Source organism: Lentzea aerocolonigenes (genome assembly GCF_000955955.1).
Classification (GTDB): domain Bacteria; phylum Actinomycetota; class Actinomycetes; order Mycobacteriales; family Pseudonocardiaceae; genus Lentzea; species Lentzea aerocolonigenes_A.
This window is the reverse complement of record NZ_JYJG01000346.1, coordinates 1-20,619: the sequence shown is the minus strand read 5'-3', so window position 1 is coordinate 20,619 and position 20,619 is coordinate 1. Positions and strand designations below refer to the sequence as shown.

Below are 20,619 nucleotides of genomic sequence, written 5' to 3'. Positions count from 1 at the left end.
AACCGCGACTTCGGCGCTCGGTTTTCCAGCCACGCCGACCACCATCTTTACAGCTTCACGGTGATCTCCCACCCCATCGGCACCAAAAATTGGTCCCAAACGATGCTATTCACGCCGGGTCCGTCCGGTCAATCGGGCGTGCCAACCGGTGGAATCTCTCGAATGTCAACCTGTTGACCGCCGGTGTCGTGGTTCGAAAGAGCGCGCGGCCTCGCGAACCCCGTCCGGCCGAGCAGCACCCCAAGGCCTGCAGATTCACTCTTTCGCGTGCGGATTTGTGGAACTCCGTAGCTACACAATGCGACGTCCTCAATACGGTGTGGTGGAACCCACAGGCGAAAGAAGAAAACCGTGATCATCAAGCAGAACACCGCCTTGGAAGCCCCTGCGACCGTGCCCCCCGCACAAGCCCCCCACCCTTCGCGGCGGACCGCGGCCACGAAGGTGTTGTCCGTGCTCCAGGCTTTCGGCGCGTGCGACGGCGCGGCGTCGCTCACCGAGCTGACCCGCTACTCCGACCTCCCGAAGTCCACCGTCCACCGCATGGTCGGCTTCTTGAGGGCCGAGGGCCTCGTCGAGATGATCGACAACAGGTTCCTCCTCACCACCAAGATCACCGAGTTGTCCACCGCCGTTCCCCTGGAAGTCTCCGATCACACCCGCGAACGACTGCTGCCGGTCCTGGCCGACCTCTACGAGTCCACTCGCGAGGCAGTCCAGCTCTCCGTTCTGTGCGGCGCCACGGCTCGCATCGTCGAACGCTTGCACGGCAGGCAGTCGAGCGAGCTCGCGACGCGCCTGCGCGGTCCCCTTCCCCTGCACTGCACCGCGCCGGGAAAGATCCTCCTGGCCGACAACCCGAGTCTGGTCCCCGTCGTGTGCGCCCAGGGGCTGGAGGCCCTGACCCCCGCCTCCATCACCACCGCGGAGATGCTCCAGTCCACGCTGACCGGCGTGCGCAAGTACGGCGTCGCCTTCGACCGCAGCGAATGGCTTCCTGGCTTCACCGGAGTCGCGGCACCCGTCTGGGGACCTGGCCCGACCCTCATCGGCGCGATCTCCGTGTTCGGCCCCGTGCCCCGCCTCAGCCCGGACGCCGTCGCGCGCCGCGTCCACCACGCCGCGGAGACCGCGTCCAGGGAGCTCCATTCCTCTCCCCCGTCCGCGGGCCACCGACTCGCCGGATGACCACGACCGTTCACGACATCAGCCGTTCCACAAAGGAGTGGCGGCGATGCCCGGCGGTGTGGCCGCGCCGTCGTCAGCTCGGCCTCGCGGTGAACGCGGCTGTCCTCACGACGGAGCCGCGTCGCGAGGAGAGCCGGATCGCACCACTGACCGTCAGACCGCTCGTGCGATGGCGATGTTGCCCGCCAGCCGGTCCCCCGCCTCGTAGATCATGTACTCGCGTCCCTGGTAGGTGCCGAACGAGGGCGCGGCCGCCCGGCCGTTGTCCGGCGCCCCGGCCAGCGAGTCGTGGAACACGCCCAGGTGCCTGCGCAGGGAGAAGTCACGGCCCACCTCGGTGATGAGGATGTTGCCGCCGCTGCCGATGTCGGTGTTGTAGACGACGTACACGCTGTTGTTGCGGAACAACAGGTGTGGCCCGCCGACGTTGACCGCCCCCACGTCCTGGTGCCGGATCAGCGGGGTCTGGGAGAACGTCCAGTCGCGGGCGTTCGCCGACCAGCCCCAGCCGATGTCACGGTGGTTCGACCGGTTGTTGATCATGAATACCATCACGTAGCGGGCGCCGCGCGAGGGCAGGTCGTGGCGGAACACCCTGGCGTACGAGGTCTCCGTCGTGCCCTCCGGCATCAGCCGCGTGGACAGCACCTCCTTCTCGTAGCGGAAGTTGATGCCGTCGGCGGAACTGGCCAGCCGGGTCACCGTGTTCTCGCCGTGGAAGTACAGGTACATGCGCTTGACGTCGTCGTTCCACATCGCGTGCGGCGACGACACGTGGCTCACGCTGTACTCGCCGGGCCAGCTCCGGGAGATGATCGGGTTGGCCGGGTACTCGGTGAACTCCTCGTCGAGGGAGTTGGCGTACGCCAGGCAGATCCCGCCGGGTGCGTCGTGCGGGGCGTAGTAGAGGTAGTAGGCGGCACGCGCGCCGGAGATCCGGTCCTTGGTGCCCCGGATCGTGGGGAAGATCAGCTCACCGGTGGGGTTGTAGCGCAGCTTGCTCTTGACCAGTGCGAGCCTGCGGTACCTGTAGTCCGGGAACCCCGCGGGTGCCGCGGCGGCGGTGCCGGCCACACCAGCGGTGCCCGCCAACAGGGCCGCGCTTCCGAGCAGTAGTCGGCGACGGTTGACTGTCATGGAATGCTCCTCGACGCTGAAGAATCCGTTGAGGGACTGACTGTTCTCGACGGGTGGCAAGCAGGAACAGACAGCGTGCTCGATCAAGGACGAACGTCCAGACCATGATGTTGTTCGCCGCGCAGCACAGCGTTCACGCGCGTTCGTCATCACGTGAAGGCGCGCAGATGCTGCAGGCGTGTGCAGGTCTGACCGAAATGACGGTACGCCTCCGCCTTCCAGGCCCATGCCAAGCCGTACCACGCCGTGGAACGAGAGCGTGATCACGTCGTGGAACCTCGGTAGCTTCGCCTCGGAAGCTTCGACGTGAGAGCACCAGCACTGCGATGAAGTGACTTCAACGCACATCGGTCAACCGCGGACCGAAGACTTCTCATTGGCACGCGCCCGTCGGGATGCGATTGCCCGTAAATCGAGAGGATTCGACTACATGACCGCGACTGCAGGCCACTACGAGCACCAGTTCCTCCCACGTGCGCGGGTGGAGCGGTCGACTGCCGTGGACGTGGAGGAGGACCTTTCCGGCCACCGGCGGGCGATGCGCGACCTGCTGCAGGAGGAGTTGTTCGATCCGCGGCTGCGGCACGACCTGCCCCTGCGGGAGTACATGGACCTGACCATCGACCGGATGAAAGCGATCTTCCGGGAGGGGCTGGTCGACAACGACATGTGGATGGGCAGGCCCCAGGAGCACGCGTTCCGGTCCATGTGCGACGTGATGGGCCTGACGGGCGCTTTCGATTTCGCGCTCACGTCGACCATCACCGATCACCTCATCGCGGGGAGCGCGCTTTTCAACCACGGCTCTCCCGAGCAGATTGCCCAGTACCACGACGAAATCACGCAGATGCACCAGGTCTACGCTTTCTGCTGCACGGAGATCGGGGGCGGCACCAACCTGCGGGAGATTCGCACGACGGTGTCCTGGAATCGTGCGGAGCAGTGTTTCACGCTCGACACCCCCACCGACGCCGCGTGCAAGTTCTGGATCGGGAACATCAAGCACGCCGCGACCGTCGGCATGGTCTTGGCCCGCCTCGTCATCGAGGGAGAAGACCTCGGCCACCACTGGTTCCGCGTCCCGCTGCGGAACGAGGAGAACGGTCCTGCCCTCCCCGGTATCACGATCCTTTCCTGCGACCCCAAGGGAGGCATCCAGGCCAACCAGGTCGGCGGTGCCCGCTTCACCGGGGTCAGCCTCCCCCGCGAGGCGCTGATGGGGCGGTACTCGCGCGTCGACGCGGACGGACGTTTCTCCAGCACGCTTCCCGATGCCGGCACCCGCTTCGTGAAATCGATCGAGACCTTCGTCCAGGAACGCATCTTCCCGCTCAGCGCCGGAGCACGGGCCTCCGAACTCGCGGCCCACCTCACCTGGCGGTTCGCCGGTCACCGCGAGACCCGCGGCGCGCCCAGGCGCAGGACCCTCCTGGACGAGCCGCTGTACCTCGAGCGCCTGTACCAGGTTCAACTGCGCTGCCTTGCGCTGCGGTTGCTGGAACGCGCTGTCGTCAGGGGTGTCGAACGCGACTGGCACACCGACCCCGGGCGCAAGAACATGCACCTCCTGACCGCGACCGGGAAGTGCGGTTCCTGGCTGGTCCTGGACGTCCTGGCGGCGTGCCGTGAGATGTGCGGCTCGCAGGGCTTTCACGGCCACAACCAGATCGTCACCCTGCGGACCGACTTCGAGGTCAACGTGACCTTCGCGGGCGACAACTCCGTGATGGCCTATCAGGTGGCGCGCAGTGCCATGAGTTCCGACCGGTTCGCCTCACGCCCGCCTGTGACATTGCCCGAGCGGGTCGAGAAGGAACTGACCGAGACGTGGCGCAGCCGTCACGACGGATCGTTCACCCACGCCGAAGCCGTCGTGCTCGTTCATGCCCGCATGCTCGGCCTCATCCTGAGCGAGCACGACGCCGAACCGCTGGTGCCACAGCAGGTCATGAACGACCTGGTGGCCGATTTCGCCGCGCACCGGCTGCAGGAGCCGCACCGGTCCGTGCCGGCCGACAGGGAGAAGATCGACCTTCTGGCCGAGTTGCTCGCGCCCCTGCCGGAACTCGTCACCGCCCCCATGATCGACGACGGCTACCTGACGGAGTTCACGGCTTCGGCGCGGGCCGTGGGCGTGCACATCCCGGTGCAGGGCAGGTGAGCCGCCGTGGCGATGCTCGTCCATGAAGAGACGCGTGCGGTGGGCGGTCTGCGGTTCCGCCTGCGGCGCGCCGGCGAGGGTCCGCTGATCCTTCTCCTCCACGGCTGGCCGCAGACCGGACACGCCTGGCGCCACGTTCTTCCCGCTCTCGCGCGGGATCACCTGGTGGTCGCGCCGGACCTGCGCGGATATGGGGCGTCCAGCCGGCCCCGCGGCGGGTACGACAAGCGGACCATGGCGGCCGACATGAGCGGACTCATGCACGAGCTGGGACACACGCAGGCCGTCGTGGTCGGGCACGACCGGGGTGCGCGCGTCGCCCACAGGTGGGCACTGGACCGGCCGCACGAGATCAGCCGCCTGATGCTGCTCAGCGTCGTACCGACGCGGGAGATGTGGCGGCACATGGACGCTCGGGTCGGGACCGCGTACTGGCACTGGCTCTTCCACCTCGTTCCCGACCTCCCCGAGTTCCTCACCGAGGGAAGAGGCGGCGAGTACGTCCGGTTCATGCTGGCCGCCGGAGCGTTCCGGCACGAGGCGTTCACCGAGGCGGACCTGCGGCACTACGCGGACACGTTCGCTCAGCCAGGGGCGCTTCGCGCGAGCTTCGACGACTACCGCGCCGCTCGCCACGAGGATCTGGAAGCCGACGAGGCCGACGCGACCGCGGGCCGCCGCCTGACCATGCCCGTGCAGGTGGCGTGGGGCGCAGAAGGACTGGTGGGAACGCTGCCCGTGCTCGACCTGTGGCGGGACTACGCCACCAGGATCGAGGGAGCCCAGATCGCTTCCTGCGGGCATTTCCCTGCCGAGGAGCAACCAGACGTCCTGATCGCGCGGATCCGGGCGTTCCTCACCGACGAGAAGGCTGTGGAGGGACATTGAGGGCGCTGGTGGTCACCGAGGAGCGCGGGCTGTGTCTCGCGGAGGTCGAGGAACGCGAGCCGGCACCGGGTTGGGTGCGCGTGGACGTGGCGTTCTGCGCCATCTGCGGGTCCGACCTGCATCTGCGGGCCATGCCGCACGTCGTCCCGGCCGGTGCCGTGCTCGGGCACGAGATCTCCGGGCACGTCGCCGCACCGGGCGGGGAACGGCTGGCGGCGGGGCAGGCCGTGGTGGTGTGGCCGAAGGCGGGCTGCGGGGACTGCGACGAGTGCCGGGCGGGCGACAACCACCTGTGCGCCGTCCAGCCCTGGCACCAGAGCTCCCTCGGCCTGGGCACACGGCCCGGTGGCTACGCCGAGAGCATCGACGTCCCCGAGCACACGGTCTACGCGGTTCCTGACGGTGTTCCGCTGGAGCACGCCGCGCTGACGGAACCGCTGTCCTGCGCGATCCACGCGGTCGACCGCTCCGGGGTTTCGGCGACGGACACCGTCACGGTCCTCGGAGGCGGCACGGTCGGCTTCCTGCTGGCGCACGTGCTGCGGCTGCGCGGAGTCGAAGACGTGTGGGTGGTGGAACCGAACGCCGTACGGCGAGCACGCCTGGCCGCGACCGGGATCACCGCGGTGGACGTCGACGAACGAACCGCGGACGCGGACGTGGTGTTCGAGTGCGTGGGTTCGGTGACCGCGCTCGCGGAATCGGCCCGGCGCCTGCGGACACGGGGAACGATCGTCGCGCTCGGGGTGAACGAGCGGCCCACCGAACTGGACTCGGTCGCCCTCATCACCAAGGAGATCCGGATCGTGGGCAGCTTCGCCCAGAACAGGGGCGCGTTCGAGGCGGCACTGGGCCTTCTCGCGGGCGGCAACGTCCCGGTCGAGCGGATCATCACCGACATCGTTCCGCTGGACGGCGGACCGGTCACAACGATGATGGACGCTCTCACCGGGCGGCCAGGAGACCACCAGGTGGTCATGATCGCTCCCGGCCGGTGACGCGCCTGACTTCCGCGTACGCGTGGAACACCACGGCTCGGCCCGTCACCTCCATTGTCCAAAGAGGTCACGACGTCGATGAGCTGCGTTGGACTCCGCCGGAAACGACCCACCACGACTGCGGTGGCACCAGCCGTCCGTCCACACCAGACTCGTCGGGGTGCCGGGTGCGCCAGGTCTGTTCCACACCGGTGAGGAAGTAGATCTCCTGCGAGCGACGCGAGAGCGCTACCACCAGAGCACGACCTGTTCATGAACTCTTGTCAGGCGTGACTCACCGGCACGACCTCGACAGCGAGTTTGGTGTACTTCCGCGTGACCGCACGAGCCTGCCGCTCGGGCCTGCCCGCTTCCGTGATGGCGTCCACGCGCGCCGCCAGTTGCCGGAACGCGATCTCGCTCGTCACGAGCGCCAGTTCGGCACCGGCGCACCGGTGCGCGCCCAGGCCGAACGACAGCACGTCCCGCACTCCCGATTTCGGCGTGGCGAAGCGGTCCGCCACGAACACGTCCGGATCGGCGAACCTCACGGGGTCACGGCCGAGCGCACCGAAGCCGACCAGCACCACGCTGTCGCGGGGAACCGGCACTCCGGCGAGCTCGGTGTCCTCCGCCGCGACCCTCACGCCGTACTGGATCGGAGGGTCGTACCTCAGCGTCTCCTGGACGAAGGACCGCAGCAACGCGTCGTCCTCCCGCAGACGCGGCAACAGGTCGTTGTGCGCCGCGAGCCGGCGTACACCGGTACCCAGCAGTGATCCCGTGGTCACCGTGCCCGCGCCGAGCAGGAACACCAGGTTGCTCATCAGGTCGCCGGCGCTGAGCCGGTCGTGGCCCGCGAGCGCGCGGACGAGCGGAGCCTCCCCGGCGGCAGTGGCGTTCAGGTGGTCCACGAGTCGCGTCGCCGCCTCGTCCGCCACCGCGAGCGCCTTGTCCGGTGGGTGCAGCTCGTTGCGTTCCAGGAAGCCGTCCACCCACCCCGCCAGCATCTCGTCGTCGTGCCGCGGCAAGCCGAGCAGCTCGCCCATGATCCCGTCGGGAATCGTCGTGAACGTTCGCGCGGCGTCCACCACCGCGTGGGAGACGCCGAACGGTGCCGTGCCGGCTTCGGCGTGCCGGGTGATCATCGGTCGCATCCGCGCGACCTCGTCGGGACCGAAGAAGCGCGCGAGCAGCCGCCGGGCCGGCTGGTTGCCGGGTGCGTTGCGGAAGAGCAGGCTGCGGTAGAGCAGATCGGTCGACGGAAACGTGCGCCAGGCCGGCCACAGCCGGTCGGCGCAGTGGCCGTCGGGAACCGGGAAGAGCCTGGGGTTCACCAGGACGTCCACGCATTCCTGGTAACCGGTGACGAGCAGGCGCTCGCGCGTGATCGGCAAGACAGGCCAGCGCTCGATCAGCTCCCGGTGGTACGGGTAGGGGTCGACGCGTCCCGCGGGCGACAGCAGGCCCAGCAGCAGGTCGTGCGGTCCCATCACGTCACACCGTCCCGTCCGCTCAGCACGAGCCCGGTCAGCGTCACGAGCGCAGTGCCGTCGTCAGTGGCGGCCACTCCGTTGGCGACGCCTGCCTCGTGGGTCACGTGCAGGTGGACGCTCGTCGCCTGATCGGCCAGCGCGAGGTCGTTGTGCCGGGTGTGCAGACGCACCTCCATGATCGAGTGAGGCGTCGCGTACCGATGCGGAACGCCGGTGGCACAGGCGGTCTGCAACAGCGCGTCGATCAGCAGCCACGGAAGCCGGTGCGAGGAGAAGAGCTCGCGGGCGGTCAGCGACGGCTCCCACCGGGCCGAGGTGGTGTCGTCGGTGAGGCGGCAGTCGCGGACCTGGTCGAACAGTCCCGACATGGACATCGTCGCGGGTGCGCGGCGGACGCGCAGCCGAGGCGGCTGGAGGCGGACGGTCACGTCGTCGCGGAGCGGAACGGCCAGCTCGACGTGGGTGACGCGGCGGTCACCGTTCCCCGCTCCGAGCTGTGACCGGACGGCGACGCGGACCACGCCGCTGTCCGGCCCGGAAGGCACGAACGACGCGGCGACGGTGTACTCGGCCAGCCGCGGGTCGACGGCGACCGGAGCGCCGAACCTGATGTCCTGGAACCTGTCCACGACGCCGTTCCCGGTGAGGTGGTCGGCGGCGTGCGCCGCCAGTTCGAGTACGAGGGCGCCCGGCACGAGCGCTCGCGACTGGCGGACGTGCCCCCGCAGGTGGTCGTGCCGGGAGAGGTCCAACGGCCAGACGGTGTCGTCCTGACGGGTGTGCGGAGGGCTGCTCAGGTAGGGAAGGCGGATGCCGTCGTCGACCAGGCCGGGGAAACGCGTCCTCACCAGCCGCCGCTCCGCCTCGCCGAGCAGGACCGGCGAAGGGTGCCGCCCAATGCGGTCCGGCGCGACCAGGCTCGCGAACAGCCGCTGCCCTTCCGCGTCACCGAGGAGGCCGAGCTGCCCGGTCTTCGCCGTGTAGTCGGTGAACCCGGTGCGCGGACCGATCCCGGACTCGCCCCACAGACTCCACCCGATCGCGCACTCGGCGTGCGGGCCGCGGCCCTGCTCGTAGCGAGCGGCGGCGTTGAGCACGTCGTTGGCGGGTCCGTAGTCGATCTCACCGGGAAGGCCGAACGCTCCGGCGACGGAGCTGAAGGTGCACCACGCCGATGGGGCGGGATCGTGGAAGGCCGCCTTGAGGTTGTGGTGACCGGCGATCTTGGTGTCGCGCACCCGGCGGAACGTCGCGAGGTCCTTGGACTGGAGACGGCGGGCGCCGCCGATCCCCGCTCCGTTCACGAGGAGGTCGATGCGCGACGAGTCCGCCGCGACGGTCGCCGCCGCACGCCGGACAGCGTCCGGATCTGTGACGTCGCAGCCGAGGTAGCGCACCCGCTCCGCGCCGATCCGCTCGCGCAGGGCCTCGATGGTCGTGAGCGACTCGCGTGCCTGGCGCGCCCGGTCGTAGGTCGCCCGCAGCGTTGCGATGTGGACGCCCGGGTCCTCGAGATGTTTCGCCCGCACGTAGTCGGCACCGCTGAGGTCACCGATCTCCGCGGACAGGGCAGCCATGGCCTCCGGTTCGGTGCTGCCGAGCAACCACAGCATCGATGGCGGAGGGCTCATGCCTTCGAGACATCGCGCGGTGATGCCCCGCGCACCTCCGGCGGCGACCACGACCGGGCCCTCGACATCCGAGTGGCCGACGGCCGCGACGAGCTCGCCGAGCGGGACGAGCCGTTCCTCCCACCGGCCCACCGGGGCCGACGCCGTGCGGTAGTAGGCGACGGGCAGGCCCTTGGCACAGCCGGACTCCACGCGAAGCTGGGCCAGTGCGGCGGAGAAGCCGGCATCGGTGACCACGGCGTGCACGTGCGTTTCCGGCAGCTCCCAGACGACGGACTTCGCCAGGCCGGTCAGCAGCGCGCAGTGCGGGTGCGGCGCTCCCCCGTCCAGGCGGTCCAGCACGAGGATCGCCACCGACGAGTCGTCGTGAGCCGAGCCGGCCAGCCGTTTCAGCGCGACGAACACCGTCTCCTGTAGAGCGACGAGGCTCTGCCGGGGCGAGGCGGGCCACTCGGCGTCGCGCAGGGACGTGATCACGCGCAGGTGACCGCCGACCGGCCCTGCCGCGGCGAGGAGGCCTGTCACCGTTTCCTCGTCCGAGGTGGCCACCGCGTCCGGCACGAGCACGACCGTGACGTCGTGCCCGGCGGTGGCGCGTACCCGGTCCGCGATCTCCGCGTCGTCGGTGAGCACGAGCGCGCCGGGCGGCAGCGGCTCGCGCTCGGGAACCTGGGGCGTCGCGGGACGGGCCACCAGCCGCAGCGCGTACGGCTGAACCACCCCTCCTGCCACGACGGCGGACGTCATGAAGGCGGGAGCACGTGGACGGCAGCACCGGATCCGGCCGAGAACCGCTGCGGGAACTCGCCCCGCACGACGCACCGCACGACGTCGAGCACGCCGTCCGCGGCCCGGTAGCGACCGCCTTCGCGGCGCGACGGCTCCGACGCCGGGCCGAGGTCGGTCCGGACTCGCGCGAGCACCTCCCAGCCACGAGCCGTGGCGATCTCCCGGCGGGTGAGCGCGACCGCGACCGCACCTTCGGCGACGTCCTCCTCCCCGATCCCGAGCGAGCGTGCCGCGTCCTGCGGCGCGGAAGCGTTCCACGCCATGACCAGAGCGAGGTCGACGTCGCCGCGACGCAGGTAGCTGCCCGCCGTGTGCAGCGCGGCGAGCCCGGACGTCTCACCGGTGTCGACCATCATCGTGGGACCGCGCAGGTTCCTCCGGTTGCTGACCCAACCGAGAGCGGTGGACGACATGCGTCCGACCAGGCTGTACGGGCTGATGGGCGCGACTCGTCCGCGAAGCTCGGCCAGGTAGGCCGCGGCGGCCGCCTTCTCCTCGCCTTCCAGCATCTCCACGAACCCGTCACCCAGGCACAGCACGGTGGACTCGACGGCCGACGTGCTGAGGCCGTACTGGGCGCCGAACACGCCGGTGCGTTCCTCGACCCCCTCCCAGAGGGGCACACCGCCGGCCGGGCCGGCGAGCCTGCTCGCCAGCTCGGCGGTGAGCAGCTGGCTCATGTCCAGCGCGGCCGCGACATTGGGCGCGATCAGCGTGTCCGGGAACGGGGGAAGCGGATAGGGGGACTCGAAACGGGTGTCGTCGGCCGGCTCGTCACCTCGGACCAGCCGGGCCGCGACCTCGTCGTCCGACGGCTTGCCCGGCAGCAACGCGCTCCACCGCACGAGCACCAGCTCGTCACCGAGGTCGGGCGGGGCGGACCGCACGCCGCCCACCTGTCCGCGGGGCGAGCGGAGCAGCTGGTACCCGTTGATGCCACCGAGCCCGCAGGCGAACACCCCGACGTACGAGGAGTCCTCCTGCGGCAGCGGCACCGGTGCCGAGGGCACCCGCAGGGACAGCGAGCGGGCGTACTCCGGCAACTCCACGTGGTTCGGCTGCCGCGGCACGGTCGACCGGTGCAGGCCGGTCGCAGCCTGGATGAGCGAGACAACACCGCAGGCCATGCCCGTGTGACCGAGATACGCCTTGTTACCCGTCACCCACGGTTCGCCGCCGGGGTGCGCGGCCGCGATCGACCTCAGCTCCGTCGCGTCTCCCGCCAGGGTCGCCGTCCCGTGCCCGATCACCCACGAGACCTCGGCGCCGGTCACGCCGTTGACCGACCTCGCCCGCGTCATCGCACGGGTCTGTCCCTCCTGGCTCGGCGCGAAGATGGCCTTGCTCTTGCCGTCCGAGGCGGCACCGAACCCGGCGAGCACGGCCAGCACGTCGTCGCCGTCCCGCAGCACGTCGCTCCACCGCTTGAGCGCCACCACGCCGGCACCCTCGGAGAACACCGTGCCGTCCGCATCCACGTCGAAGGCACGCAGCTGTCCTGAGCGCGACAAGGTGCCCATCTCGGCGAAGTACACCTGCCGCAGTGGCCCGTGCGAACTCACTCCCCCGCAGAACGCGACATCCACCGCGCCGTCCAGCAGGTGCCGGACCCCGAGGTCCACCGAGTACAGGGCGGACGGGCAGATGTTGTTCGACACGAGCGTTCTCGTGTCCGGCGGAAGCAGTCCGCCGGCAGCACGCGCGACTTGGCTGTGCGGAAAGAACTCGGTGTGTCCGCGGCCCACGCAGGAGTCCGACTCGGCGAACCTGCGCCGGATCGCCTCGTACCGCTGGGCACGCCCGTTCTCCGGCAGCCGCGCGGCGGCCTGTGCCGCGAGCGTGTCCGCGGCGAGCGCCAGGTCCATCTCGTAGCTCGTGTCGGTCGACGCGGAGACGAACAGACCGGTGCGGCCGGCCGGAACGGACATGGTGGCGAGGCACTGCCGCAGGGCATGGCGCAGCCACCCCACCTGGAGGTCGCCTGACCCGTCGGCCGTCAGGTCCCGTACCTCCCCGTACGTGAGGTCGTAGGGCAGACCGGTCTCGCTGTGCTTCAGCGCGGAGAACAACCCGGCCTCGCTGAAGCGGTCGGAACGGCCGAACACGATCGGGCCGTCCTGTGCCCGCCGCCACAACTCCTCGACGTTCTCACAACCCGGCGTCACGACACCGGTCGCGACGAGGCAGACCCGGTCGGTGTGCACGGTTCAGCCCTGTCCCGCCGCGCCCGCGTCCCTGACCATCCCGGCAACGGAGCGGACGGTGATCGTCGCGGGCGACTCGGCACGGCCGAGGTCGACCGACCACCGCTCGCCCGCCTTCACCAGCACCAGGCGGTGCTGCAGGGAGTCGAGTCCGAACTCCGCCTCGAGGTCCACGTCCGGAGTCACCATCTCCTCCGGGATCTGCAGCGCGGCGGCGTAGTTCGCGCGCAGGTAGCCGATCATGTCGTCGTTCGAGTCGGTCATGGCGTGCTCCTCGTGACTGGTGAGGTGGGCGGTCATCTGACGGATCTCGGCTTCGGTCGAACGTTTTCTGAACGGCGCGGACACGCGCGCATGGTCACCGAGCGTCGCGGTGACCAGCCGTGTCGACGTGTCCTTCAAGCCGCATTCGACGAACTGGTCGACCCCGGCCGACCGCAACTCGGCGACGGCGCCGTGGAAGTCCAGTGGCCGCACCATCTGCAGCGCGGCGAGCAGGACCAGGTCGTCTACCGGTTCGAGGGCCCGCGCGAGCACCGGGGACCAGACCGCGGTGCGCAGCGGCGCGGCCTGGATGCCCCGCACGGACTGGAGGTAACGTTCGAACGCGGGCTTGAGAGCGGCGTGGTGCTGGGCGTAGGGACCCGCGCGCAACGGAGTCACGGTGACGCCTCGGGCGATGGCGAGGTCTCCCAGCCGCATCAGCTGGTCAGCGGGACCGGACAGAACCACCTGTGCTGGGCTGTTCACCGCCGCGACCGAAACGCCTTCCGCCTGCCCGGCGAACGCCCTCCCCTCTTGTGGCGACAACATGAACGCCGCGGTCGCGGCATCGGCATCGGCGTGGGCCGCGAGCGCGACGGCACGTTCACACAGCAGGATCGCTCCGTCCTCGACGGTGAGGCCGTCCGCGGCGACCAAAGCGGTGATCTCGCCGAGGCTGTGCCCGAGCAGAACGTCCGGGCGAACCCCGAACTCGTCCAGGAGGACTTGGTAGCAGGCCAGTTGCGCGTGGTAGGTCTGCAGTTCGAGCAGCGGGCTCCACGAGGCGAGATCGGTTTCGATCAGGACGGACGGCCGGCCGTAGCCCGACGTAACGGCATCGATCCGCCTCGCGATCCCGGCGGCGATGCCGCGACCCGCCGGGTAGTAGGCGAACGGATCGGCAAAAAGGGCTCCCGCACCGGAGAAGCAGAAAGCTGTCCGCCAGCCTGCGGAGGTCGACATCCTTCTCCTCAGGCCGGATGCCGGGACAGGCGGCACTCGGTCGCGCACACCGGCACGTTACGAAGACGCTCACACCGCGGCCAAGGCGCTGTCTCGTAAGTTGGGACCGGTGTGGACGGACCGTGAGCAGATTGCTGCATCCGCGCAGAAGCTGGAACGGAACACCGCGCTACCAGCTGAGAGGCATCGGTTCCCACGCGGTCCGCACCAGCGGGTCCTCGACGGTGAGGTGTTCGCCTGACCGGTGGTCCGCCTTGCCCTCGACGATGCGTCGCAGCACGGAGGCCGCCTCGGCAGCCGGTGTACCGCGTCCGGCAGCACGTTCACCATCGCCCCACGCGGCAATGCTCCTCTCCCGAGCGGAACCCGCGCTCGCGCTACCGGCGACGGCGGTTGCGAGGTCCACCAGACCGGGGTGGTAGCTCAGCACCGTGACACCGTGTCCGCGGGTCTCCGACGCCAGGCCCTCCGTCAGCTTGATCACCGCCGCCCTCGACACCGAGCAGGCGGTCGCGTGGTGCAACCGGTCCTTTCCCGTGTGGCACACGATGTTGACGATTCTGCCTCGCTTGCGGGGCAGCATGCGCGTGAGCACCGCGGCGGTCATCAACGCCGTGCCGCGGAGGTTGACCTCGACCGCCCGCCACCAGTCGTCCTGGCCGATCTCCCAGGCAGGACCGGTCGGACCGGTCACGCCGGCGTTGTTCACCAGCACGTCGAGCGGTCCGAACGCGGCTTCCGCCGCGTCCACCGCTGCTTCGGCTGAAGCCTGGTCGGTGCTGTCCGCGGTCACCGCGGCGACGTCGGCGCAGAGGTCGAGCAGTTCGTGGCGGGCTTGTTGCAGTGACGTGGAGTTCCGCCCGGTGATGACCACCGCCGCTCCGGCACGGCACATCTCCTCCGCGAAGACGCGGCCGAAACCCCCGGCTCCGCCCGTGATCAGAATCCTCGGCCTCATCGCGTCCCTCCGGCACCGTCGTCGTTCAACTGGTGGACCAACGCCTTGCCCATGGCGGAACGCGGGATCCGGTCGACCGCGGTGATCGATCGGATCTTCTTGTAGGGCGCGACCCGGCACGCCACGAAGTCGCTCACCTCGGACAGTGCCACCGGTCCGCTCAGCACGACGAACGCGACCGGGATCTCGCCCGCGACCTCGTCCGGAGCTCCGACCACGACGGCGTCGGCGACGTCGGGATGGCCGAGCAGCACGGATTCCAGTTCGGCGGGCGCGATCTGGTGTCCCTTGTACTTGATGAGCTGTTTGATCCGGCCGATGATCGTGACGTGTCCGTCCCGCTCGCACCGGGCGACGTCACCTGTGTGCAGCCAGCGCTCGTCGTCGGTCAGGCTGTGCACCGCGCCGTCCTCACCCAGGAAGCCCGGTGACACCTGCGGGCCGCGAACCCAGATCTCCCCGGTCTCCCCGTCCAGTCCGGTCACCGGGTCCACCAGCCGGATTTCGGTGTCGGGCAACGCCTTCCCGATCGAGGTCGGCACAGCCGGGGTGCCGTCGGCCGGGGCGAAGGTGCACCCTGCCTCTGTCATGCCGTAGCCCTGCACCACCGGCACACCGAGCACGCGGGCACAGCTCTGGGCGACGTTCGCGGGGAGCGGGGCGCCACCTGAGTAGACCAGGCGCAGGCTGCTCGTGTCGCGGCCGCCGGTGCCGCCGCACCGGGCGAGCTCCGCGAGGAGGCTCGGCACCAGGTACGCGACGGTGATCTTCCGCGTCTCGATGACCTCCAACAGGTCGTCGACACCGAACGGAGTGCGGACCGTGACGAGCGTGCCGCCCGCGCGAAGCGTGGGATTCATCGCCATCTGCATGCCGTAGATGTGCCGGAACGGTGTCGTGGCGAGCACGACGTCGTCGGCGGTGAGCCGGTGCACCGCGCCGATCTGGTCCAGATTGGACACCAGGTTGCGGTGCGTGAGCACGATCTGCTTCGGGAGCCCCAGGGATCCACTCGAGGTGGCGAGCAACGCCGGCCGTTCGTCCCCGACCGCCGGGGACGCGTCGACGGCCGGCCCGGTGAGCCATTGGTGCCAGCGGATCGTCCTGTCGTCAGACGAGAGCTCGTCGAGCATGACCGCGCTGCGCAACGACGCGGCCGCCGGAAGAGCGGACAGCTGCCGCCACGCCTTGGCCGAGGCGACCACGTGGGCGACACGGCACCGCTCGAGCACCGGCTGCCACTCGTCCGAGGTGCCGAGCGGTTCGAGCGGGAGCACGACGCCACCGGCGAGCAGAGTGCCGTGGTAGGCCACGACGAACTCGGCCGTGTTGTCGCACACGAGTGCAACAACGTCGTCCGGACCTTGGAGCCGCGAACGCAGCGCGGCGGCGAACCGTTCAGCGGCTTGCTTCAACTCCGGATACCGATAGGAGCGTCCGCTGCTGTGCTCGATGAGCGCTGTGCGCTGGGACGTGACGTTTTGCCAGACCGACTCGGCGAGGTTGCTCGTCCAGTGCCCGTATGTCGTCGTCATACCTTCTCCTGCCGCTCGCACACGAGCACGAACCGCGCGCCGGGCCAGTAGGACGTGGACGACACTAGAAGCAGGATCGAGCGGAACACCCTGTGGATTTCCGCAATTGTCGCTCGTCCGGCCGTGGATGCCGCGCCGACTCGTGCCATGGATCGCGACCCGGGCCGTGGACATGCTCGCGATCTGGCCGATGCTCCGTGCCGGCGTCGTGTGCACGGCCTCCGGCGTGGTCCCGGGCGCGGGCACACGCTTGTCCTCCTCGACCACCAGCGCCGACGCAACCACGTCGACACGAGCGTCGGGAGTCGGTTGTGGACAGTCGACGGAGTGTTCTCGTGAGGCCGATGGCGTCGCTGTGCCCGGCACCTGTCGGGTTCGCTGCGCGAGTGACGTTCCAGCTCGTGGAACGAACGGCAGACAGCACCCGTCTGCCGACACACAATCAGCCGGTGGACATCGAAAAGCGCAACAGCCACCGCCGCCCGGTAGATCACGTCGATCGCGCCGTGGTCACCGGCCGGGGTTGCGGAAGGCGAGCACCGATGACCACGCAGGAGCCGCTGGTGCATCCGTTCATCAGCCCGTAGTCGACACCGGCACTCACCGATGACGTCGAGTGGAAGCACCAGGTGATGCGCGGCCCCGATCTCATGCCGGTCACCTGGTGACTTCGTCTCAACCCACCATCACCGACTGGAGCTCGCATGTCGACGATCCACGACGTCGTCACCCATGACGTAACCCTGCCGGGCAGGCTCGACGCGGCATCGCTGGAGCGAGCGAGCGGGTTGCTCCACGTCGGGTTGTCCGAGGCCGCCCGCGGTGAGCTCGAGCGCTGCCGCAGGTTCGTCGACTCGGTCGTCGCCGACGGCCACGAGGTGTACGGCGCCACCACCGGGTTCGGTCCGCTGGTGACCTTCCCCGGCCGGGAGACCGCGGCCGAGCAGTGCGACAACACCCTGCAGCACCTCACCGCCGGCCAAGGCGCCGACCTTCCGATCCCGGTGGTGCGGGCGACGATCCTGGCTCGTCTGGCGTCGCTGACCAAGGCCAGGTCCGGTGTCACACCGTCTGTTGTGGACGGTCTGATGGCGGTGCTGCGCACGACGTTCGCCCCGGCGGTCCCGGCCTACGGATCGGTCGGGGCCAGCGGTGACCTCGTCCCGCTGGCCTACGTCGCCCAGGCGCTGCGCGGTACCGGGCACGCCTATGTGGACGGTGTGCGGCTGCCCGCGGCCGAGGCACTGCGGGCGGCCGGTCTCACGCCGCTGGTGCTCGACGGGCGCGACGCGCTCGCGCTGGTCAACGGCACCTCGCTGACCGCTGCCACCGCGGGCCTCGCGTGGCGGTCCATCGGCCGGTCGTTGCACGCCGCCGCCGCGCTGAGCGCGCTGCTGGCCGACCTGCTCGGCAGCACCACCGCGTTCCTCGACCACCGGCTGCTCGCCGCGTTCGGCCACGCCGCCGCCGGTGAGGTCGGCGCACGGATGACCGCGATGCTCGACGGAACCCGTCCGACCGGGCTGCGGCCGCTGCAGGAGCCGTACTGCATCCGATGCACCCCGCAGCTCCTCGGCGCCGCGACGTCGGCGCACCGCTATGCGGGCGCGGTGGTGCACGACGACCTGAACGGGGTCAGCGACAACCCGCTGTTCTTCGTCGACGACGAGGCCGTCGCGCACGGCGGCAACTTCTTCGGCCAGCCCTGCTCGTTCGTGAGCGACCTGCTCACCACGGTCTCGGTGCAGGTCGGCAACCTCGCCGAGCGACAGCTGGACCTGCTCGTCGACCCCAACCGGAACACCGGACTTCCGCCGATGCTGTCACCGCGTCCTGGTGTGCACCACGGAGTCCAGGGTGTGCAGCTGGCCTCGACGGCGATCGTGGCGGCAATGCGACGACAGGCGATGCCCGCCAGCGTGCAGAGCCTTCCGACGAACCTGCACAACCAGGACATCGTCCCGTTCGGCACGCAGGCCGCGCAGAACGCGTGGGAGACCGCGCGGTTGCTGCGGCACCTGCAGGGCGGGCTGGCGGTCGCGTTGCGGCAGGCCGTGTACCTGCGCGCCGGCCGGCCGACCGCGCCGTTCTGCACCGGCCTCGCCGACCGGCTGGCCGAAGCGATCCCGCCGATCGAGCAGGACCGGCCGCTGGACGGAGACGTGCGCCTGGCCGCCGACGTCGTGGACGCCTACCTCGCCGGGAGCTGGATGGCTGAGACCGGTGACTCCGCGGGTTCCTGGACGTGAGATTCGGCCTCGGCGTGCTGTCGCTGCTTCCCGGCGGCGTCACAACCACAGCGTGGGACGAAGGTCTCTGAGCCGCAACCGACCGTGGAGGTCTGGCATGAACGTGACAGTGAACGGCGCTACCCAGGTGGACAAGCGGATCCGGTTGACGCCCGAAATCCTCGACTACGTCCTCAGCTGCTCCGAGCAGCCGGTGCCGGTGCAGCAGTGGCTGATCGACACCACGACCGCGCTCGGGCAGGTCGCCGAGATGCAGATCGCCCACGAGCAGGCGGTCCTGTTCACCCTCCTCGCCGCTGCGAGCAAAGCGCGCCGGATCGTCGAGGTCGGCACCTTCACCGGGTACTCCGCGCTCGCCTTCGCCAGAGGCATGCCCGCGGACGGCACCATCGACACCTACGACATCACCGACAGGTGGTCCTCGACCGCGCGCCGGGCCTGGCAGGAGGCCGGGTTCGCCGGCCGCATCCGCCAGCACATCGGCCCGGCCGCCGAACTGCTCGACCTGCTGCCCCCAGAGCCGACCGTGGACCTCGTGTTCATCGACGCGGACAAGGTCAGCTACATCGGGTACTGGGAGCAGCTGCTGCCGCGGGTCGTCGACAACGGACTGATCATCGCCGACAACGTGCTGTACGCCGGCGAGGCGACGAGCGTCCACGCCGAGGGCAACGCCGCGGCGATCCGCGCGTTCAACGCGCACGTGCAGGCCGACGACCGGGTGCAGGCGGTCATGCTGCCGCTGGCAGACGGGTTGACCATCGCGCGCAAACTGCCCGCCGGGTACGGGCGGTGAGCCGCAGCGGTGATGTGAGCCCGGCGGAGAAGATCCGGGAAACCGCCCGCCTGACCGCGGGCGAAAAGCGCACCTGCGTCGTTGCGTTCGCCGCGAAAAGACGAGCCCGAGAGGCTCACGGCGTTGCGGCCTGCATGGGCTCCCGGACCAGCGATGTCCGCCTGCGCAACGGAATTCCCACCTCATCCACATCCAGATGAGTCCTCGGCCCGACAACGCCGGTGCTGGTCTCACCGACAACGACGATCAACTTGTCGATCATGTCCGGAAGGCCGGTCGGCAGCATGTCCAGCACCTCGGCCCGCAGGTCGATCGGATTCGCGACGAGGTCATCTCGGATCGCGACCAACCGCGACAGCATCGCGGCCGTGAAGTCGGACTGCGTGACCGCTCCACGGCTCACCAGGAAGAACTCGTCGAACAGAGCGCGTTCAGCGTCCGTGACACCGTTGCCGGCGCGGCCTCCGTGGCCTTTGAACAGCGAGGCCCCCTCGGGCACCAGCATCTGTGCCACGGTCATGTGCACCAAGCGGTTGCGTTTGAGCGCTCGTTTGAGCACGCCGTCGCGGGGCGGGTTCAGCCTGCCGAGCAGGTGGGCGACCCACTCGTAGTCGCGGGCCCACAAGCCGCTGAAGGCCGGATGCTTCACGGCCATCCGCGGACGGATGGACCGGGCGTAGACCTCCGGGGTGCAGCTGCCGGCGTAGAGCAGCAGGGCGCTGTAACAGTCGTACCACCACGCCGCTCGTGCCGTGTCGGCCTCGGACAGGCTGCCGGTTCCGCCTGAGCCGGCGAGCACGTCCGCGAGCATGCGCCACACACCGAACGTCACGTGGTGGCCGATCATCCAGCGGTGGAACGCTCGATCTGAACCGTCGGCCGCCACTCTCGCGACAGGCGCGGACAACGTCGGCTCCGCCGCCGAGCCGGGGTCCGCGACCTCGATCACGTCCGGCTCGACCAGCGACTGGCCGGGCATCGGCAGACGCAGGACATCAAGTCCGAACGGTCGCTCCGACGCGGTCGTCATCTCGCTTCCCGAGGCCCACAAGACGGGTTCTCGGCGAACGGATCACCGACGCACCGACGCCCGGAGAGGAGAAACATGCTTCGTGCGCACATAGTCAATCGCCTTCTTGGCCCGATGGCGTGTCATGAGTGGAGAACCGCGGAACTCGGCGTGACCTTGCGATAACCGGTCTCGCATCCCCCAGCGCCACCGACCGGTCCGCGCATCGTGAGGACCTCCCATGGCCGCCGGTGAGTAATCGAAACCTGCTGTGCGGCAACGGCGGAAGAGCGCGTTCCACCGTCCGGGACGGCGGCGGGCCGTGACCGCCGCTCCGGGTTCCGGAACGGCAGACCGTACACAGTGGACCGCTC

Annotated in this window: 16 protein-coding genes; 7 read left to right on the top strand and 9 right to left on the bottom strand. The window is 69.6% G+C overall.

Annotated elements, in window-relative coordinates; all coding sequences use genetic code 11:
• Positions 1–351: 351 nt before the first annotated feature.
• On the top strand, positions 352–1,188 hold the full coding sequence (locus UK23_RS36820) for an IclR family transcriptional regulator (protein WP_045316385.1): 837 nt from the start codon (positions 352–354) through the stop codon (positions 1,186–1,188).
• Between the two features lie 153 nt (positions 1,189–1,341).
• On the opposite strand, the gene UK23_RS36815 is transcribed toward UK23_RS36820, so the two are convergent.
• Entirely contained in the window at positions 1,342–2,325 is a 984-nt protein-coding gene (locus UK23_RS36815; RefSeq protein ID WP_045316384.1) for a hypothetical protein, read from the bottom strand.
• A 430-nt stretch (positions 2,326–2,755) separates the two neighbouring features.
• Between UK23_RS36815 and UK23_RS36810 the strand changes: the two genes are divergently transcribed.
• Genes UK23_RS36810 through UK23_RS36800 form a run of 3 tightly spaced genes read left to right on the top strand, consistent with a single transcriptional unit; the run spans position 2,756 to position 6,372 of the window.
• A complete protein-coding gene (locus tag UK23_RS36810) occupies positions 2,756–4,486 on the top strand; it encodes an acyl-CoA dehydrogenase family protein (protein ID WP_052685388.1) in 1,731 nt (576 codons plus the stop codon).
• Positions 4,487–4,498: 12 nt separating this feature from the next.
• Positions 4,499–5,374: an alpha/beta fold hydrolase gene (locus UK23_RS36805; RefSeq protein WP_045316391.1), complete on the top strand. Its 876-nt coding sequence runs from the start codon at positions 4,499–4,501 to the stop codon at positions 5,372–5,374.
• Positions 5,371–6,372: a zinc-dependent alcohol dehydrogenase gene (locus UK23_RS36800; RefSeq protein ID WP_196778060.1), complete on the top strand. Its 1,002-nt coding sequence runs from the start codon at positions 5,371–5,373 to the stop codon at positions 6,370–6,372. Before UK23_RS36805 ends, UK23_RS36800 begins: the two co-directional genes overlap by 4 nt.
• Before the next feature lie 67 nt (positions 6,373–6,439).
• Here UK23_RS36800 and UK23_RS52190 read toward each other — a convergent pair whose 3' ends face one another.
• From UK23_RS52190 to UK23_RS36770, 7 genes are all read right to left on the bottom strand, one after another.
• The gene (locus tag UK23_RS52190) at positions 6,440–6,607 is read right to left on the bottom strand and encodes a hypothetical protein (RefSeq protein WP_156213663.1); all 168 of its coding nucleotides are present in this window, start codon (positions 6,605–6,607) and stop codon (positions 6,440–6,442) included.
• 28 nt (positions 6,608–6,635) lie between these two features.
• On the bottom strand, positions 6,636–7,844 hold the full coding sequence (locus UK23_RS36795) for a cytochrome P450 (RefSeq protein WP_045316382.1): 1,209 nt from the start codon (positions 7,842–7,844) through the stop codon (positions 6,636–6,638).
• Positions 7,844–10,225, bottom strand: coding sequence for an SDR family NAD(P)-dependent oxidoreductase (locus UK23_RS36790; protein WP_082115275.1), 2,382 nt, complete (start codon positions 10,223–10,225; stop codon positions 7,844–7,846). The genes UK23_RS36795 and UK23_RS36790 overlap by 1 nt, the downstream gene beginning before the upstream one ends.
• Positions 10,222–12,471: a beta-ketoacyl synthase N-terminal-like domain-containing protein gene (locus tag UK23_RS36785; RefSeq protein WP_045316380.1), complete on the bottom strand. Its 2,250-nt coding sequence runs from the start codon at positions 12,469–12,471 to the stop codon at positions 10,222–10,224. The genes UK23_RS36790 and UK23_RS36785 overlap by 4 nt, the downstream gene beginning before the upstream one ends.
• Positions 12,472–12,474: 3 nt before the next feature.
• Complete coding sequence (locus tag UK23_RS36780) at positions 12,475–13,698, bottom strand: acyltransferase domain-containing protein (protein ID WP_045316379.1); 1,224 nt, start codon at positions 13,696–13,698, stop codon at positions 12,475–12,477.
• Between the two features lie 169 nt (positions 13,699–13,867).
• Complete coding sequence (locus tag UK23_RS36775) at positions 13,868–14,656, bottom strand: SDR family NAD(P)-dependent oxidoreductase (RefSeq protein WP_045316378.1); 789 nt, start codon at positions 14,654–14,656, stop codon at positions 13,868–13,870.
• A complete protein-coding gene (locus tag UK23_RS36770) occupies positions 14,653–16,191 on the bottom strand; it encodes an AMP-binding protein (protein WP_045316377.1) in 1,539 nt (512 codons plus the stop codon). The genes UK23_RS36775 and UK23_RS36770 overlap by 4 nt, the downstream gene beginning before the upstream one ends.
• 386 nt (positions 16,192–16,577) lie before the next feature.
• Between UK23_RS36770 and UK23_RS36765 the strand changes: the two genes are divergently transcribed.
• From UK23_RS36765 to UK23_RS36755, 3 genes are all read left to right on the top strand, one after another.
• A complete protein-coding gene (locus tag UK23_RS36765) occupies positions 16,578–16,778 on the top strand; it encodes a hypothetical protein (RefSeq protein ID WP_156213662.1) in 201 nt (66 codons plus the stop codon).
• A gap of 117 nt (positions 16,779–16,895) precedes the next feature.
• A complete protein-coding gene (locus UK23_RS36760) occupies positions 16,896–18,440 on the top strand; it encodes an HAL/PAL/TAL family ammonia-lyase (protein WP_156213661.1) in 1,545 nt (514 codons plus the stop codon).
• A gap of 97 nt (positions 18,441–18,537) precedes the next feature.
• On the top strand, positions 18,538–19,236 hold the full coding sequence (locus UK23_RS36755) for an O-methyltransferase (RefSeq protein WP_045316375.1): 699 nt from the start codon (positions 18,538–18,540) through the stop codon (positions 19,234–19,236).
• Between the two features lie 115 nt (positions 19,237–19,351).
• On the opposite strand, the gene UK23_RS36750 is transcribed toward UK23_RS36755, so the two are convergent.
• Positions 19,352–20,266, bottom strand: a complete 915-nt coding sequence (locus UK23_RS36750; RefSeq protein WP_052685387.1) for a hypothetical protein — start codon at positions 20,264–20,266, stop codon at positions 19,352–19,354.
• Positions 20,267–20,619: the final 353 nt, after the last annotated feature.

Coding starts and splice junctions, on each gene's coding strand:
- UK23_RS36815 (WP_045316384.1), bottom strand. CDS start 2,325: ATGACAGTCAACCGTCGCCGACTACTGCTCGGAAGCGCGGCCCTGTTG.
- UK23_RS36810 (WP_052685388.1), top strand. CDS start 2,756: ATGACCGCGACTGCAGGCCACTACGAGCACCAGTTCCTCCCACGTGCG.
- UK23_RS36805 (WP_045316391.1), top strand. CDS start 4,499: ATGCTCGTCCATGAAGAGACGCGTGCGGTGGGCGGTCTGCGGTTCCGC.
- UK23_RS36795 (WP_045316382.1), bottom strand. CDS start 7,844: ATGGGACCGCACGACCTGCTGCTGGGCCTGCTGTCGCCCGCGGGACGC.
- UK23_RS36790 (WP_082115275.1), bottom strand. CDS start 10,225: ATGACGTCCGCCGTCGTGGCAGGAGGGGTGGTTCAGCCGTACGCGCTG.
- UK23_RS36780 (WP_045316379.1), bottom strand. CDS start 13,698: ATGTCGACCTCCGCAGGCTGGCGGACAGCTTTCTGCTTCTCCGGTGCG.
- UK23_RS36775 (WP_045316378.1), bottom strand. CDS start 14,656: ATGAGGCCGAGGATTCTGATCACGGGCGGAGCCGGGGGTTTCGGCCGC.
- UK23_RS36770 (WP_045316377.1), bottom strand. CDS start 16,191: ATGACGACGACATACGGGCACTGGACGAGCAACCTCGCCGAGTCGGTC.
- UK23_RS36760 (WP_156213661.1), top strand. CDS start 16,896: ATGTCGACGATCCACGACGTCGTCACCCATGACGTAACCCTGCCGGGC.
- UK23_RS36755 (WP_045316375.1), top strand. CDS start 18,538: ATGAACGTGACAGTGAACGGCGCTACCCAGGTGGACAAGCGGATCCGG.
- UK23_RS36750 (WP_052685387.1), bottom strand. CDS start 20,266: ATGACGACCGCGTCGGAGCGACCGTTCGGACTTGATGTCCTGCGTCTG.